This is a genomic window from Pseudomonas sp. MRSN 12121 (genome assembly GCF_000931465.1).
In the GTDB taxonomy this organism is placed as follows: Bacteria; Pseudomonadota; Gammaproteobacteria; order Pseudomonadales; family Pseudomonadaceae; genus Aquipseudomonas.
In genome coordinates, this window is the sequence record NZ_CP010892.1 from 6,465,054 (window position 1) to 6,480,175 (window position 15,122).

20 protein-coding genes are annotated in these 15,122 nt (G+C 65.0%); 17 read left to right on the plus strand and 3 right to left on the minus strand.

The window, feature by feature from the left end; translation table 11 throughout:
• Positions 1 to 38: 38 nt before the first annotated feature.
• The 5 genes from TO66_RS29495 to TO66_RS29515 all read left to right on the plus strand — a co-directional run bounded on the left by TO66_RS29495 (position 39) and on the right by TO66_RS29515 (position 3,971).
• On the plus strand, positions 39 to 608 hold the full coding sequence (locus TO66_RS29495; protein WP_044465561.1) for a YqgE/AlgH family protein: 570 nt from the start codon (positions 39 to 41) through the stop codon (positions 606 to 608).
• Entirely contained in the window at positions 608 to 1,045 is a 438-nt protein-coding gene (ruvX, locus tag TO66_RS29500; RefSeq protein ID WP_044465562.1) for a Holliday junction resolvase RuvX, read from the plus strand. Before TO66_RS29495 ends, ruvX begins: the two co-directional genes overlap by 1 nt.
• 121 nt (positions 1,046 to 1,166) lie before the next feature.
• Positions 1,167 to 1,673: a bifunctional pyr operon transcriptional regulator/uracil phosphoribosyltransferase PyrR gene (pyrR, locus tag TO66_RS29505; RefSeq protein WP_044465563.1), complete on the plus strand. Its 507-nt coding sequence runs from the start codon at positions 1,167 to 1,169 to the stop codon at positions 1,671 to 1,673.
• A 25-nt stretch (positions 1,674 to 1,698) separates the two neighbouring features.
• Positions 1,699 to 2,703, plus strand: coding sequence for an aspartate carbamoyltransferase catalytic subunit (locus TO66_RS29510; RefSeq protein WP_044465564.1), 1,005 nt, complete (start codon positions 1,699 to 1,701; stop codon positions 2,701 to 2,703).
• Positions 2,700 to 3,971, plus strand: a complete 1,272-nt coding sequence (locus TO66_RS29515; RefSeq protein ID WP_044465565.1) for a dihydroorotase — start codon at positions 2,700 to 2,702, stop codon at positions 3,969 to 3,971. Before TO66_RS29510 ends, TO66_RS29515 begins: the two co-directional genes overlap by 4 nt.
• Before the next feature lie 109 nt (positions 3,972 to 4,080).
• On the opposite strand, the gene TO66_RS29520 is transcribed toward TO66_RS29515, so the two are convergent.
• Positions 4,081 to 4,500 carry a TM2 domain-containing protein gene (locus tag TO66_RS29520; RefSeq protein ID WP_044465566.1) on the minus strand — a complete coding sequence of 140 codons (420 nt, stop codon included), beginning with the start codon at positions 4,498 to 4,500 and terminating at the stop codon, positions 4,081 to 4,083.
• Positions 4,501 to 4,750: 250 nt separating this feature from the next.
• Between TO66_RS29520 and TO66_RS29525 the strand changes: the two genes are divergently transcribed.
• Positions 4,751 to 5,386 (plus strand): C40 family peptidase, encoded by a 636-nt coding sequence (locus TO66_RS29525; RefSeq protein WP_044465567.1) that lies wholly within the window; start codon positions 4,751 to 4,753, stop codon positions 5,384 to 5,386.
• A gap of 64 nt (positions 5,387 to 5,450) precedes the next feature.
• On the opposite strand, the gene TO66_RS29530 is transcribed toward TO66_RS29525, so the two are convergent.
• Positions 5,451 to 6,485: a type IV pilus twitching motility protein PilT gene (locus TO66_RS29530; RefSeq protein ID WP_044465568.1), complete on the minus strand. Its 1,035-nt coding sequence runs from the start codon at positions 6,483 to 6,485 to the stop codon at positions 5,451 to 5,453.
• Between the two features lie 57 nt (positions 6,486 to 6,542).
• Between TO66_RS29530 and TO66_RS29535 the strand changes: the two genes are divergently transcribed.
• The 11 genes from TO66_RS29535 to TO66_RS29585 all read left to right on the plus strand — a co-directional run bounded on the left by TO66_RS29535 (position 6,543) and on the right by TO66_RS29585 (position 14,287).
• Positions 6,543 to 7,241, plus strand: a complete 699-nt coding sequence (locus TO66_RS29535; protein ID WP_044465569.1) for a YggS family pyridoxal phosphate-dependent enzyme — start codon at positions 6,543 to 6,545, stop codon at positions 7,239 to 7,241.
• A gap of 34 nt (positions 7,242 to 7,275) precedes the next feature.
• Entirely contained in the window at positions 7,276 to 8,094 is an 819-nt protein-coding gene (gene proC, locus TO66_RS29540) for a pyrroline-5-carboxylate reductase (protein WP_044465570.1), read from the plus strand.
• A 10-nt stretch (positions 8,095 to 8,104) separates the two neighbouring features.
• Positions 8,105 to 8,695 (plus strand): YggT family protein, encoded by a 591-nt coding sequence (locus TO66_RS29545; protein ID WP_044465571.1) that lies wholly within the window; start codon positions 8,105 to 8,107, stop codon positions 8,693 to 8,695.
• A gap of 13 nt (positions 8,696 to 8,708) precedes the next feature.
• Positions 8,709 to 9,005: a DUF167 domain-containing protein gene (locus tag TO66_RS29550; RefSeq protein WP_044465572.1), complete on the plus strand. Its 297-nt coding sequence runs from the start codon at positions 8,709 to 8,711 to the stop codon at positions 9,003 to 9,005.
• 195 nt (positions 9,006 to 9,200) lie between these two features.
• Positions 9,201 to 10,340, plus strand: a complete 1,140-nt coding sequence (locus TO66_RS29555) for a homoserine O-acetyltransferase (protein ID WP_044465573.1) — start codon at positions 9,201 to 9,203, stop codon at positions 10,338 to 10,340.
• A 10-nt stretch (positions 10,341 to 10,350) separates the two neighbouring features.
• Positions 10,351 to 10,971 carry a methionine biosynthesis protein MetW gene (gene metW / locus TO66_RS29560; protein ID WP_023967992.1) on the plus strand — a complete coding sequence of 207 codons (621 nt, stop codon included), beginning with the start codon at positions 10,351 to 10,353 and terminating at the stop codon, positions 10,969 to 10,971.
• A gap of 25 nt (positions 10,972 to 10,996) precedes the next feature.
• The gene (locus TO66_RS29565) at positions 10,997 to 11,431 is read left to right on the plus strand and encodes a DUF4426 domain-containing protein (RefSeq protein WP_044465574.1); all 435 of its coding nucleotides are present in this window, start codon (positions 10,997 to 10,999) and stop codon (positions 11,429 to 11,431) included.
• Entirely contained in the window at positions 11,428 to 12,024 is a 597-nt protein-coding gene (gene rdgB, locus TO66_RS29570) for an RdgB/HAM1 family non-canonical purine NTP pyrophosphatase (RefSeq protein ID WP_044465575.1), read from the plus strand. Before TO66_RS29565 ends, rdgB begins: the two co-directional genes overlap by 4 nt.
• A complete protein-coding gene (hemW, locus tag TO66_RS29575; RefSeq protein WP_044465576.1) occupies positions 12,021 to 13,223 on the plus strand; it encodes a radical SAM family heme chaperone HemW in 1,203 nt (400 codons plus the stop codon). The genes rdgB and hemW overlap by 4 nt, the downstream gene beginning before the upstream one ends.
• 22 nt (positions 13,224 to 13,245) lie before the next feature.
• On the plus strand, positions 13,246 to 13,569 hold the full coding sequence (locus TO66_RS29580; protein WP_007921199.1) for a DUF3392 domain-containing protein: 324 nt from the start codon (positions 13,246 to 13,248) through the stop codon (positions 13,567 to 13,569).
• Between the two features lie 169 nt (positions 13,570 to 13,738).
• Positions 13,739 to 14,287 (plus strand): RNA 2'-phosphotransferase, encoded by a 549-nt coding sequence (locus TO66_RS29585; RefSeq protein ID WP_044465577.1) that lies wholly within the window; start codon positions 13,739 to 13,741, stop codon positions 14,285 to 14,287.
• Between the two features lie 105 nt (positions 14,288 to 14,392).
• Here TO66_RS29585 and trmB read toward each other — a convergent pair whose 3' ends face one another.
• On the minus strand, positions 14,393 to 15,118 hold the full coding sequence (gene trmB, locus TO66_RS29590) for a tRNA (guanosine(46)-N7)-methyltransferase TrmB (protein ID WP_016704842.1): 726 nt from the start codon (positions 15,116 to 15,118) through the stop codon (positions 14,393 to 14,395).
• Positions 15,119 to 15,122: the final 4 nt, after the last annotated feature.

Consider the following 15,122-nt stretch of genomic DNA (forward strand, 5'->3'; position numbering starts at 1 on the left):
GCTTGTCAGTTCGCCCCTGCGCCGCCACACTAGCGCTCATGAAAAACGTCAGCCCCAGCTACCTCAAGCATCACTTCCTGATCGCCATGCCGCACATGGCCGACCCGAACTTTGCGCACACCTTGACCTACATCGTCGAGCACAATGCCAATGGTGCCATGGGCCTGGTGGTCAACCGTCCGCAGGACCTGAACCTCGCCGACATCCTCGAGCAATTGCGCCCCGAGATCGAACCGCCAGCCCTGTGCCAGCACGTACCGATCTTCACGGGCGGCCCGGTGCAGACCGACCGCGGCTTCGTCCTGCATCCCAGCGGCCCGACCTTCCAGGCCACGGTCGAGCTCGAGGGCGTGTCGCTGTCCACCTCCCAGGACGTGCTGTTCGCCATCGCCGACGGCGTCGGCCCGGCCCAGAGCCTGATCGCCCTGGGTTATGCCGGCTGGGAAGCCGGGCAACTGGAAGCCGAACTGGCGGACAACGCCTGGCTGACCTGCCCGTTCGACGCCGACATCCTGTTCAACACCACCAGCGAACTGCGCCTGGAAGCGGCGGCCCGGCACCTGGGCGTCAACCTCGCCCTGCTGACCAGCCAGGCAGGCCACGCCTGATGGCCCTGCGACTGATCCTCGGTTTCGACTACGGCACCCGGCAGATCGGCGTGGCAGTGGGCCAGGCCATTACCGGCCAGGCCCACGAGCTGTGCACCCTGAAGGCGCAGAACGGCGTCCCGGACTGGAACCAGGTCGAAGCCCTGATCAAGGAATGGAAGCCGGACGCCGTGGTAGTGGGCCTGCCGCTGAACATGGATGGCACCCCGAGCGAGATGTGCGTGCGCGCCGAGAAGTTCGCCCGGCGCCTCAACGGGCGCTACAACCTGCCCTTCTATACCCATGACGAACGCCTGACCACCTTCGAGGCCAAGGGCGAACGCCTGGCCCGCGGCGGTCAGAAAGGCAGTTACCGCGACAACCCGGTCGACGCCATCGCCGCCGCCCTGCTGCTGCAAGGCTGGCTCGACGAAAACGCAGCGCTGTTGAACAACTGAAACGCCGAATCCTGAAGATGCGTGGTCGACCCCGGCCACGCGCCTCCTGGCCACCCACCCGCCGTAAGCCCCAGCGCCTTTTGCCGGATGCAACCAGGCGCGAGCCCACGAAGGAGCAATCATGAGCCTGCCCAACCCCGCCGAACTGATCAGCCAGATGGCCGTGCGTCTCACTGCCCACCTGGAACACCGCGCCATCAGCGAGCCGCGCTATATCGGCATCCGCACCGGCGGCGTCTGGGTCGCCCAGGCGCTGCTCGCCGAACTGGGCAGCGACGCACCGCTGGGCACGCTGGATGTGTCTTTCTACCGCGACGACTTCAGCCAGAACGGCCTGCACCCGCAGGTGCGCCCTTCCGAACTGCCGTTCGAGATCGAAGGCCAGCACCTGGTGCTGATCGACGACGTGCTGATGAGCGGCCGTACCGTCCGCGCCGCCCTCAACGAACTGTTCGACTATGGCCGCCCGGCCAGCGTGACCCTGGTCTGCCTGCTCGACCTGGACGCCGCCGAACTGCCGATTCGTCCGAATGTGGTCGGCGCCACCCTGTCGCTGGCGGCCCACGAGCGGGTAAAATTGTCCGGTCCTGCGCCGCTTCAACTCGAACTCCAGGACCTCGCCCTTTAATTCGCCCTCCCAAGAGTCCATTGCGATGACGCCTCTAGACGCCAAGCGCCCGCTGCAGCTCAACGATCAGGGCCAGCTGCGCCACTTCCTCTCGCTCGATGGCCTGCCTCGCGAGCTGCTGACGGAAATCCTCGACACCGCCGACTCCTTCCTCGAAGTCGGCGCCCGGGCGGTCAAGAAGGTCCCGTTACTGCGCGGTAAAACCGTGTGCAACGTGTTCTTCGAAAACTCCACCCGCACCCGCACCACCTTCGAACTGGCGGCCCAGCGCCTGTCGGCGGACGTGATCACGCTCAACGTGTCCACCTCCTCGGCGAGCAAGGGCGAGACCCTGCTCGATACCCTGCGCAACCTCGAAGCCATGGCCGCCGACATGTTCGTCGTGCGCCACGGCGATTCCGGCGCCGCGCACTTCATCGCCGAACATGTGTGCCCGCAGGTGGCGATCATCAATGGCGGCGACGGCCGGCACGCCCACCCGACCCAGGGCATGCTCGACATGCTCACCATCCGCCGGCACAAGGGCGGCTTCGAGAACCTCTCGGTGGCCATCGTCGGCGACATCCTGCACTCGCGGGTGGCGCGCTCGAACATGCTGGCCCTCAAGACCCTGGGTTGCCCGGACATCCGCGTGATCGCGCCCAAGACTCTGCTGCCGATCGGCATCGAGCAGTACGGGGTGAAGGTCTACACCGACATGGCCGAAGGCCTGAAAGACGTCGACGTGGTGATCATGCTGCGCCTGCAGCGCGAACGCATGCAGGGCGGCCTGCTGCCCAGCGAAGGCGAGTTCTACCGCCTGTTCGGCCTGACCACCGCGCGCCTGGCCGGCGCCAAGCCGGACGCCATCGTCATGCACCCGGGGCCGATCAACCGCGGCGTGGAGATCGAATCGGCGGTGGCCGACGGCCCGCGTTCGGTGATCCTCAACCAGGTGACCTACGGCATCGCGGTACGCATGGCCGTACTGTCCATGGCCATGAGCGGGCAGACCGCCCAGCGACAATTCGAGCAGGAGAACGCCCAGTGAAGCTCAGCATTCTCGGCGCCCGTGTCATCGATCCGGCCAGCGGCCTGGATCAAGTCAGCGACATCCACCTGGAAGCCGGCAAGATCGTCGCCATCGGCGCCGCCCCGGCCGGTTTCAACGCAGTCGAAAGCATCGACGCCAAAGGCCTGGTGGCCGCCCCGGGGCTGGTGGACCTCAACGTCTCCCTGCGCGAACCGGGCTACAGCCGCAAAGGCACCATCGCCAGCGAAACCCGCGCGGCCGCCGCCGGTGGCGTCACCAGCCTGTGCTGCCCGCCGCGCACCAAGCCGGTGCTGGACACCTCGGCGGTGGCCGAGCTGATCCTCGATCGCGCCCGCGAAGCCGGCAACACCAAGGTGTTTCCGATCGGTGCATTGAGCAAAGGCCTGGACGGTGAACAGCTGGCAGAGCTCATCGCCTTGCGCGACGCCGGTTGCGTGGCCTTCGGCGACGGCCTGGAAAGCTTCCGCAGCACCCGCACCCTGTGCCGGGCGCTGGAATACGCGGCGACCTTCGACCTGACAGTGATTTTCCACTCCCAGGACCGTGACCTGGCCGAAGGCGGCCTGGCCCACGAAGGCGCCACCGCCAGCTTCCTCGGCTTGCCGGGCATCCCGGAGACCGCGGAAACCGTGGCCCTGGCCCGCAACCTGCTGCTGGTGGAGCAAAGCGGCGTGCGCGCTCACTTCAGCCAGCTGACCAGCGCCCGGGGCGTGGCCCTGATCGCCCAGGCCCAGGCCCGCGGCCTGCCGGTGACCGCCGATGTCGCGCTGTATCAGCTGATCCTCACCGACGATGCGCTGATCGACTTCTCCAGCCTCTATCACGTCCAGCCGCCGCTGCGTTCGCGCGCCGACCGCGAAGGCCTGCGCGAGGCGGTGAAGTCCGGGGTGGTCCAGGCCATTTCCAGCCATCACCAGCCCCATGAACGCGACGCCAAGCTGGCGCCGTTCGGCGCTACCGAGCCGGGCATCAGCAGCGTCGAATTGCTGCTGCCGCTGGCCCTGACGCTGGTGGAAGACGGCCTGCTCGACCTGCCGACCCTGCTGGCCCGCCTGAGCAGCGGCCCGGCCGCCGCCCTGCGCCTGCCGGCCGGCAGACTGGCGGTAGGCGCCCCGGCGGACCTGGTGCTGTTCGATCCGAGCACGTCGACCATCGCTGGCGAACACTGGCTGTCCAAAGGCGAGAACTGCCCGTTCCTCGGCCATAGCCTGCCGGGCCTGGTGCGCTACACCCTGGTGGACGGCCGGATCAGCCACAAGGGCTGAGTTCGGCGTCGCCTGCTTATCGCGGGCAAGTCGGATCGCCGCCCGCTCGCTCCTACGGATCACGCGGACCTGTAGGAGCGAGGCTTGCCCGCGATAACAATCTCGAAATCTAGCCCCGCTGCGAGTTACGCAACGACACCTGGTCGTTCAGCGTCCAGAAGTCGTACAGCACCCCCAGGAAGAACAGCCCGCCGGTCACCAGGTACAGCAGGCCGGTGAGCCATTTGCCCTGGTACATGCGGTGCACGCCCAGGACCCCGAGGAAAGTCAGCAGGATCCAGGCAACGCTGTACTCGATGGGGCCGGGGGTGAAACGCAGGTCCGCCTCGCGGTCCATGGCCGGGATCAGGAACAGGTCGATCAGCCAGCCGATACCCAGCAGGCCGAAGGTGAAAAACCACAGGGTTCCGGTAATCGGCTTGCCGTAATAGAAGCGGTGGGAGCCGGTAAAACCGAAAATCCAGAGCAGGTAGCCGATCACCTTGCTGTGGGTGTCATGGGGCGAACCGTCGGGACGATAGGTGTTCATCGAGTACCTCTTTCCATGCGATAGATAAATTTTCTTTGATTCTTTGTGACTTTTTTACAGGCGTCCGACGTGTGGCAAATGTTAAGGTTGCTGCCGTGAAACCCTTGTACTGCCTGACTTCTGTCGGACAATTGCGTCAATTTGCCACCGCTTCGACGAATTTGACTCCCAGGTTGAATCGACCAACGGCCTGAGAAGTGACACAAAAGCTGTTATAAAGTTGCGCGCTAACCCATATGAGCCTTGCCTAATGCGTCCATTTTTCAAGACATGGCTAACCATTTGCCTATTGATGCCACTGGCCGCCCACGCCACCAATCGTGAGCAACGTCTTCCCTACGTGAACGGCTTCACACCAAAAGCCCACGTGACCCAAGTCAGCAAGAGCAGCGCCAAGACCAAGCCATCGGTCAAGCGCCCGACTCACCTGGCCACCGTCAGCAACAACAAAGCGGTCCCGCAGATGGCGGCCAAGCAGAGCAGCACCGTGCTCAGCCGTGCCGTCAACGTCCTGGGCACCCCTTACCGCTGGGGCGGCAGCAGTCCAAGCAAAGGCTTCGATTGCAGCGGCCTGGTGAAATACGCCTTCAACGACGTCGCCGCGGTGGATCTGCCGCGCACTTCCAATGCCATGGCCAGCGGTCACGGGCAGAAAGTCGAGCGCAAGGACCTCAAGCCGGGCGACCTGCTGTTCTTCAATCTCAAGAGCCGGCGAGTCAACCACGTCGCCATCTACCTGGGCAACGATCGTTTCATCCACGCGCCGCGTCGCGGCAAGTCGGTGACCATCGATACCCTGAAGAAGCCTTACTGGGACAAGAACTACGTGGTAGCCAAGCGGGTCCTGCCAAAAGAGCAGAACAACCTGCGCATCGTGCAGCGCTGATCCCTCCCGTCGCGAGCAATCGGGCATCGACCGATTGCTCGCGATTGCATTTCCCGCTCCACCCTCAGATGCTCTCCGGCGCCCGCGCCTTCTCCCGGGCGTGCTCCAGGCTGACCAGCCCCGCCCCCACCAGCGCCTTCAGGCTCATGTCCAGGGTCTGCATCCCCACTCCGCCGCCCGTCTGGATCGCCGAGTACATCTGCGCCACCTTGTCCTCGCGGATCAGGTTACGGATCGCCGCGGTCCCCAGCATGATTTCGTGAGCCGCGACCCGGCCACCGCCGACACGCTTGAGCAACGCCTGGGAAATCACCGCCTGCAACGACTCCGACAGCACGGAGCGGACCATGGCCTTTTCCTCGGCGGGGAACACATCCACCACCCGGTCCACGGTTTTCGCCGCCGACGTGGTGTGCAAGGTGGCGAACACCAGGTGCCCGGTCTCGGCCGCGGTCAACGCCAGGCGAATGGTTTCCAGGTCGCGCAGCTCGCCGACCAGGATCACATCGGGGTCTTCGCGCAAGGCCGAGCGCAGGGCGCTGGAGAAACTGTGCGTGTCGCGCTGCACCTCGCGCTGGTGGATCAGGCACTTTTTCGGCTCATGGATGAACTCGATAGGATCCTCGATGGTGAGGATGTGCTGGTGCCGGTGCTGGTTCAGGTGGTCGATCATCGCCGCCAGGGTGGTGGACTTGCCCGACCCGGTCGGCCCGGTCACCAGCACCAGGCCGCGGGGCGCTTCGCTGATCCGGCGAAACACCTCGCCCAGGCCCAGCGCGTCCAGGCTCGGCACCTGGTCGGGAATGCTGCGAAAGACCGCGCCATTGCCGCGCTGGTGGTTGAAGGCATTGACCCGGAAACGCGCCACGCCCGGCAGCGCGAAGGAATAATCGATCTCCAGCGCCGCCTTGAACTCGGCCCGCTGCGGGTCCGTCATGCTGGCGAGGATCAGCTCGTGCACCTGCGGCGCCTCCAGCAGCGGCAGGTTGATCCGGCGAATATCGCCGTCGATGCGGATCATCGGCGGCAAACCCGCCGAGAGGTGCAGGTCCGAAGCGCCCTGTTTGACGCTGAAGGCCAGCAACTCGGTGATATCCATAGCGTTCCCCAATTCCAGTAGAATGCCGCGAACCCAAGAGCCGCTGGCGTACATCGAATGTCCACGATAGCAGACAACATTTCCCTGGTTAGTGCTCGGATCCGCGCCGCCGCCCAGGCTTCGCAACGCGATGAAACAAGTATCCAGCTGCTGGCCGTGAGCAAGACCAAACCCGCCGCCGCCCTGCGCGAAGCCTATGCCGCGGGCCTGCGCGACTTCGGCGAAAACTACCTGCAGGAAGCCCTGGGCAAACAGGCGGAACTGGGCGACCTGCCCTTGAGTTGGCACTTCATCGGCCCCATTCAGTCGAACAAGACGCGAGCTATCGCCGAGAACTTCGCCTGGGTGCATTCCGTGGATCGCTTGAAAATCGCTCAACGCCTGTCCGAGCAACGCCCGGCCGACCTGCCGCCGCTGAACATCTGCATTCAGGTCAATGTCAGCGGCGAAGCCAGCAAGTCCGGCTGCGCCCCGGCCGACCTGCCGGCCCTGGCCAGCGCCATCGGCGCCCTGCCACGCCTGAAACTGCGTGGGCTGATGGCGATTCCCGAACCCACCGACGATCGCGCCGCCCAGGATGCCGCCTTCGCCGCCGTACGCCAGTTGAACGATGACCTGCGCGAACGCCTGAACCTGCCAACCGACACACTTTCCATGGGCATGAGCCACGACCTCGAAGCGGCCATCGCCCAGGGCGCCACCTGGGTACGTATCGGTACCGCTTTGTTTGGCGCCCGTGATTATGGCCAGGCATGACCCTGGCGGCCCCATCTCTCTATAAGGACCTGTCATGAGCAAGACTCGTATCGCCTTTATCGGCGCCGGCAACATGGCTGCCAGCTTGATCGGCGGCCTGCGCGCCAAGGGCTTGGACGCCAGCCAGATCCGCGCCAGCGACCCGGGCGCCGAAACCCGCGCCCGGGTCCGGGCCGAACACGGTATTGAACTGTTCGCCGACAACGCCGAGGCCATCGACGGCGCCGACGTGGTGGTCCTGGCGGTCAAGCCGCAGGCCATGAAAGCCGTGTGCGAAGCCCTGCGCCCGAGCCTGAAGCCGCACCAGCTGGTGGTGTCGATCGCCGCCGGCATCACCTGCGCCAGCATGAACAACTGGCTCGGCGCGCAGCCGATCGTGCGTTGCATGCCCAACACCCCGGCCCTGCTGCGCCAGGGTGCCAGCGGCCTGTACGCCACCGCCGCGGTAAGCGCGCAGCAGCGCCAGCAGGCCGAAGAGCTGCTGTCGGCCGTGGGCATCGTCCTGTGGCTGGAACAGGAGCAGCAACTGGACGCGGTAACCGCCGTTTCCGGCAGCGGCCCGGCGTATTTCTTCCTGCTGATCGAAGCCATGACCGCCGCCGGCGAGAAACTCGGCCTGCCTCGGGAAACCGCCGCGCAACTGACCCTGCAGACCGCCCTGGGCGCAGCGCACATGGCGGTGTCCAGCGATGTCGACGCGGCCGAGCTGCGCCGTCGCGTGACCTCGCCGGCCGGCACCACGGAAGCGGCGATCAAGTCGTTCCAGGCCAGCGGCTTCGAGGCCCTGGTGGAAAAAGCATTGGGTGCCGCCGCGCACCGCTCGGCCGAAATGGCCGAACAACTGGGCCAATAAGGAGCCAATGATGATTGGATTGAACACTGCGGCGGTGTACGTGCTGCAAACCCTGGGCAGCCTCTACCTGCTGATCGTGTTGATGCGTTTCGTGCTGCAACTGGTACGCGCCAACTTCTACAACCCGCTGTGCCAGTTCGTCGTGCGCGCCACCCAGCCGCTGCTCAAGCCGATGCGCCGGATCATCCCGAGCCTGTTCGGCCTCGACATGTCGTCGCTGGTCCTGGCGATCCTCGTGCAACTGCTGCTGATGGCCCTGACCCTGCTGCTGACCTACGGCACCACCGGCAACCCGGTGCAACTGCTGATCTGGTCGATCATCGGCGTGACTGCGCTGTTCCTGAAGATCTTCTTCTTCGCCCTGATCATCAGCGTGATCCTGTCCTGGGTCGCCCCGGGCAGCCACAACCCGGGCGCCGAGCTGGTCAACCAGATCTGCGAGCCGGCCCTGGCGCCGTTCCGTCGCATCCTGCCGAGCATGGGCGGCCTGGATATCTCGCCGATCCTGGCGTTCATGGTGCTCAAGCTGATCGACATGCTGGTGATCAACAACCTGGCCGCGATGACCATGATGCCGGAAATCCTGCGCCTGCTGATCTGACCCGGCCCCGCTGATGAGTTACTTTCGCTGGGACGGCGACGACCTGATCCTGGAGTGCCACCTGCAACCTGCGGCCCGTAGCGACGACTTCGCCGGGCTGCATGGCGAGCGCCTGAAGATCCGCCTCACCGCGCCGCCGGTGGAGGGCAAGGCCAACGCCTACCTGATGGCATTCCTGGCCAAGGCCTTCGGCGTGTCCAAGAGCCAGGTCAGCCTGGTCAGCGGCGAGCTGAACCGGCAGAAACGGGTGCGGATCAACGCACCGAAAAAGCTGCCGGACCTGCCGGGACTACAGCGCCCGTCCAACTGACGTCGTCATCCTTCATCGCGGGCAAGTCGGATCGCCGCCCGCTCGCTCCTACAGTGCAAGGCGGCCCTGTAGGAGCGAGGCTTGCCCGCGATTGCCCCACTGCGCTTCAACGGCCTGAAATCAGCCCCGGCCTTTGCTTGCCGCTGGGAACAGCGGTCTTTAGACTTACGCCTCATTTGAACGAGAGCAGGGTCGATGCCAACTGCCTTTCCCGCCGATTCCGTTGGTCTGGTAACGCCGCAAGTGGCGCATTTCAGCGAGCCCCTGGCCCTGGCCTGCGGTCGCTCCCTGGCCGCCTATGACCTGATCTTCGAGACCTACGGCCAGCTGAACGCCACGGCGAGCAATGCCGTGCTGATCTGCCACGCCCTGTCCGGCCACCATCATGCCGCCGGCTACCACAGCCCCGACGACCGCAAGCCGGGCTGGTGGGACAGCTGCATCGGCCCGGGCAAGCCGATCGATACCAACAAGTTCTTCGTCGTCAGCCTGAACAACCTCGGCGGCTGCAACGGCTCCACAGGGCCGAGCAGCATCAACCCGGACACCGGTAAGCCGTTCGGCGCCGACTTCCCGGTGCTGACCGTGGAAGACTGGGTGCACAGCCAGGCGCGCCTGGCCGATCGGCTCGGCATTGTGCAGTTCGCCGCGGTGATCGGCGGCAGCCTGGGCGGCATGCAGGCCCTGCAATGGACCATCACCTACCCGGACCGGGTGCGCCATTGCCTGGCTATCGCCTCGGCGCCCAAGCTGTCGGCGCAGAACATCGCCTTCAACGAAGTGGCGCGCCAGGCCATCCTCACCGACCCTGAATTCCACGGCGGCTCGTTCCAGGAACAGGGCGTGATCCCCAAGCGCGGGCTGATGCTGGCGCGGATGGTCGGGCACATCACCTACCTGTCCGACGACTCCATGGGCGAGAAATTCGGCCGCGGCCTGAAGAGCGAAAAGCTCAACTACGACTTCCACAGCGTCGAGTTCCAGGTCGAGAGCTACCTGCGCTACCAGGGCGAGGAGTTCTCCGGGCGTTTCGACGCCAACACCTACCTGCTGATGACCAAGGCGCTGGACTACTTCGACCCGGCGGCGAACTTCGACGACAACCTGGCGAAAACCTTCGAAGGGGCCAAGGCCAAGTTCTGCGTGATGTCCTTCACCACCGACTGGCGCTTCTCCCCGGCCCGCTCGCGGGAGCTGGTGGACGCGCTGATGGCGGCACGCAAGGACGTCAGCTACCTGGAAATCGACGCGCCACAGGGCCACGACGCCTTTCTGATTCCGATCCCGCGTTACCTGCAGGCGTTCGGTAACTACATGAACCGAATTTCGCTGTGAGGAACCCGTCATGAGAGCGGATCTGGAAATCATCCAGGAATGGATCCCCGCCGGCAGCCGCGTGCTCGACCTCGGCTGCGGCGATGGCGAATTGCTGACCTGGCTGCGCGATCACAAGCAGGTCACCGGCTACGGCCTGGAAAACGACCCGGACAACATCGCCGAGTGCGTGGCCAAGGGCATCAACGTCATCGAGCAGGACCTGGACAAGGGCCTGGGCAACTTCGCCAGCAACAGCTTCGACATCGTGGTCATGACCCAGGCCCTGCAAGCCGTGCACTACCCGGACCGGATCCTCGACGAAATGCTGCGCGTCGGCCGCCAGTGCATCATCACCTTCCCCAACTTCGGCCACTGGCGCTGCCGCTGGTACCTGGCCAGCAAGGGGCGGATGCCGGTCTCCGAATTCCTCCCGTACACCTGGTACAACACGCCGAACATCCACTTCTGTACTTTCGAGGACTTCGAGGAACTGTGCCGCGAACGTGAAGCCAAGGTCATCGATCGCCTTGCGGTGGATCAACAGCACCGCCATGGGTGGGCCAGTAAGCTATGGCCTAATCTGTTAGGTGAGATCGGCATCTACCGCGTCAGCAGCCCCGGCCTGCAGGACCACCAGATCGCGGTATAAACCAGGTACAGCAAGGAGAACGATCATGGGTCGCTTGGTTACTTTTCTATTGGCAGCGTGCCTCGGCGCGTCGGCGATGGCCGCCGACACCATCAAGGGCGAGCGCCAGGAAGTGTTCGGTGACGTGACCGTGCACTACAACACCTTCAACTCCACCTTCCTGCAACCGGACATCGCCAAGGCCGCGGAGCTGGTGCGCAGCAAGAACCAGGGCGTGATCAACGTTTCCGTGCTCAAGGCCGGCAAGCCGCAGGTCGCCCAGGTGACCGGCACCGTCAAGGACCTGACCAGCAACGCGGTGCCACTGAAATTCAAGCAGATCACCGAACAGGGTGCGATCTACTACATCGCCCAATACCCGGTAGAGCAGCAGGAAACCCGCACCTTCGAGGTCAAGGTGCAGACCGGTGACACGATCAACACCATCAACTTCAACCAAGAACTTTTCCCCGGCGAATGATGACTTTTACCCAACTCGTACTGGCCAGCCATAACGCCGGCAAACTCAAGGAGCTCCAGGCCATGCTCGGCGGCTCGGTGCAACTGCGCTCGATCGGCGAGTTCAGCAGCGTCGAACCAGAAGAAACCGGCCTGTCGTTCGTCGAGAACGCCATCCTCAAGGCCCGTAACGCCTCGCGCATTTCCGGCCTGCCGGCGCTGGCGGACGATTCGGGCCTGGCGGTGGATTTCCTCGGCGGCGCGCCGGGCATCTACTCGGCGCGTTATGCCGATGGCCGGGGCGACGCGGCGAACAACGCCAAGCTGCTGGACGCCCTGAAGGACGTGCCCGAAGCCGAGCGCGGCGCGCAGTTCGTCTGCGTGCTGGCCCTGGTGCGGCACGCCGACGACCCGCTGCCGATCCTCTGCGAAGGCCTGTGGCATGGGCGCATCCTCACCGCGGCCAGCGGCGAACACGGCTTCGGCTACGATCCGCTGTTCTGGGTGCCGGAGCGCAACTGCTCCAGCGCCGAACTGGACCCGGTGCAAAAGAACCAGCTCAGCCATCGCGCCCGCGCCATGGCCATCCTGCGGCAACGCCTGGGCCTGCAATGACCATCGATTCGTCCGCGTCGCCGCTGATCTTCGGCGGCGCGCCAACGCCCCGGGCGGCCCTGCCCCACCTGCCGCCCCTGGCGCTGTACATCCACATCCCGTGGTGTGTACGCAAATGCCCTTACTGCGACTTCAATTCCCATGCCGCCAGCCCGGTGCTGCCGGAAGAAGAGTACGTCGACGCCCTGCTGGCCGACCTCGAACAGGACCTGCCCGCCGCCTACGGCCGTGAGCTGAGCTCGATCTTCTTCGGCGGCGGCACGCCGAGCCTGTTCAGCGCCCAGGCCCTGGGCCGCTTGCTCGAAGGCGTGAAGCAACGCATTGCCTTCGCCGCCGATATCGAAATCACCCTGGAAGCCAACCCCGGGACCTTCGAGCAGGAGAAGTTCACCGCCTATCGCGCCCTGGGCATCAATCGCCTGTCGATCGGCATCCAGAGCTTCCAGGAAGACAAGCTCAAGGCCCTGGGCCGCATCCACAACGGCGACGAAGCGGTGCGCGCCGCCGACATGGCGCGCCGGGCCGGGTTCGATAACTTCAACCTGGACCTGATGCACGGCTTGCCCGACCAGTCCCTGGAGGATGCCCTGGGCGACCTGCGCCAGGCCATCGCCATGCAGCCGACCCATCTGTCCTGGTACCAGCTGACCCTGGAGCCCAACACGGTGTTCTGGAACCAGCCGCCGACGCTGCCGGAAGACGACACCCTGTGGGATATCCAGGAAGCCGGCCAGGCGCTGCTGGCCGAGCACGGCTACGCCCAGTACGAAGTCTCGGCCTATGCCCAACCCGGCCGGGCGGCGCGGCATAACCTGAACTACTGGAGCTTTGGCGACTTCATCGGTATCGGCGCCGGCGCCCACGGCAAGCTCAGCCACCCGGACGGGCGCATCGTGCGCACCTGGAAGACCCGTCTGCCCAAGGACTACCTCAACCCGGCAAAAAGCTTCAAGGCCGGCGAAAAGGCCCTGGCCGACGACGAGCTGCCGTTCGAGTTCCTGATGAACGCCCTGCGCCTGACCGAGGGCGTCGAGGCGCAGCTCTACCCGGAACGCACCGGGCTGCCCCTGGAAAGCCTCGCCGAAGGCCGTCGCGAGGCCGAACAAAGCGGCCTGTTGCAGGTCGAACCGTCACGCCTGGCCGCCACCCCGCGTGGCCAGCTCTTCCTCAACGACTTGCTGCAGAAATTTCTGAGCTGATTTCAGCCCTAAGGGAAACCACATGGATTTGATACTCGACCTGCTCGCCACCGTGTCCCGCTGGAGCCGCAGCAACCTTTCGGAAATCTCCCTGGCCCTCGTGGGTTGCCTGCTGGTGCTGTTCGGCGCGGATATCAAGGGCTGGGTCGAAGCCCGCCTGGGCGGCCTCGCCGGTGCCCTGCGCGTGCCGATGATGGCGCTGCTGTGCATGATCGGCAGCGGCGCGGCGCTGATCTACGCCACGCCCTGGATCGTCCGCGGCCTGAGCCAGTTCAACAATTACAGCCTGGCGCCGGTGCTGCTGGTGGTGCTGGTGTTGATCGGCGTGGTGGCGGACCGCCGCTGACCTGATCGCGGGCGAGCCTCGCTCCTACAGGGATCACGCCGTACCTGTAGGAGCGAAGCTTGCTCGCGATGAACGATAACGCGACATCCAGACAGGCCGCGGGACTCCCATCGCGGGCACTTCGGATCACCGCCCACTCGCGCCTACAGAACGCAGGGATGCATGAAATATGAGTAAGAAACGACTGGACGACACCAGCAAATTCCTCAGCTACGTGCTGCGCCATGAACCCCAGGCGATCGGCCTTGAGCTGGACAGCGAAGGCTGGGCCAGGATCGATGCCTTGATCGACGGCGCCGCCCGCGAAGGACGCCAACTGACGCCCGAGCTGATCGCCGAGGTGGTGGCCAGCAACGACAAGAAGCGCTTCGCCCTGTCCGCAGACCAGCAGCGCATCCGCGCCGTGCAAGGCCACTCCAGCGCCAGCGTGAACCTGCAACTCGCTGAAAAGCAGCCCCCGGCCGTGCTCTATCACGGCACCGCCAGCCGGTTCATGGCGTCGATCGACGAGAAAGGCCTGATCCCAGGCTCGCGCCATCACGTGCACCTGTCACAGGACATGGCGACGGCCGAGGCGGTGGGCCAGCGATACGGGAAGGTGGTGATACTCAAGGTCGCCGCACAGGACATGCAGGCGCAGGGCTTCAAGTTCTATCAGGCCGAGAACGGGGTCTGGCTGACCGACCACGTTCCCGTCGATTTCCTCTCGCCCCTGTAGGAGCGAAGCTTGCTCGCGATAGCGGACTTCGCTGCGTCGACTTTTCAGCCTGGCAGCTGATCGCGAGCAATCGAGCATCCAGCGGATGCTCCTACACAGCAGGGCTCAGGCCAGCTTTTCGAACTTCAGATCCCACACCCCATGCCCCAGGCGCTCGCCGCGGCGCTCGAACTTGGTGATCGGGCGTTCGGCCGGGCGTGGCACGCACTTGCCGTCTTCGGCCAGGTTGCGGTAACCCGGCGCGACATTCATCACTTCCAGCATGTACTCGGCATACGGCTCCCAGTCGGTGGCCATGTGCAGGATGCCGCCGACCTTGAGCTTGCTGCGCACCAGCTCGGCAAAAGACGCCTGGACGATACGGCGCTTGTGGTGACGGCTCTTGTGCCACGGATCGGGGAAAAACAGCATCAGGCGATCCAGGCTGTTATCGGCGATGCAGCGGTTGAGCACTTCGATCGCATCGCAATCGTAGACCCGCAGGTTGGTCAGGCCCTGAGTCAGCACGCCGTTGAGCAGCGCGCCAACACCCGGACGGTGCACTTCCACACCGATGAAATCCTGCTCCGGCGCAGCCGCAGCCATTTCCAGCAGCGAATGGCCCATGCCGAAGCCGATTTCCAGCGAGCGCGGCGCCGAACGGCCGAACACCTGGTCGAAGTCCACCGGCGCGTCGGCCAGCGGCAGCACGTACAGCGGCGCGCCCTGCTCCAGGCCGCGCTGCTGGCCTTCGGTCATGCGCCCGGCGCGCATCACGAAACTCTTGATGCGGCGGTGTTGGCGCTCGTCGCCGGCTTCCGGCTGGATTGGCGTGTCGTTTGATTCAGTCATCAAT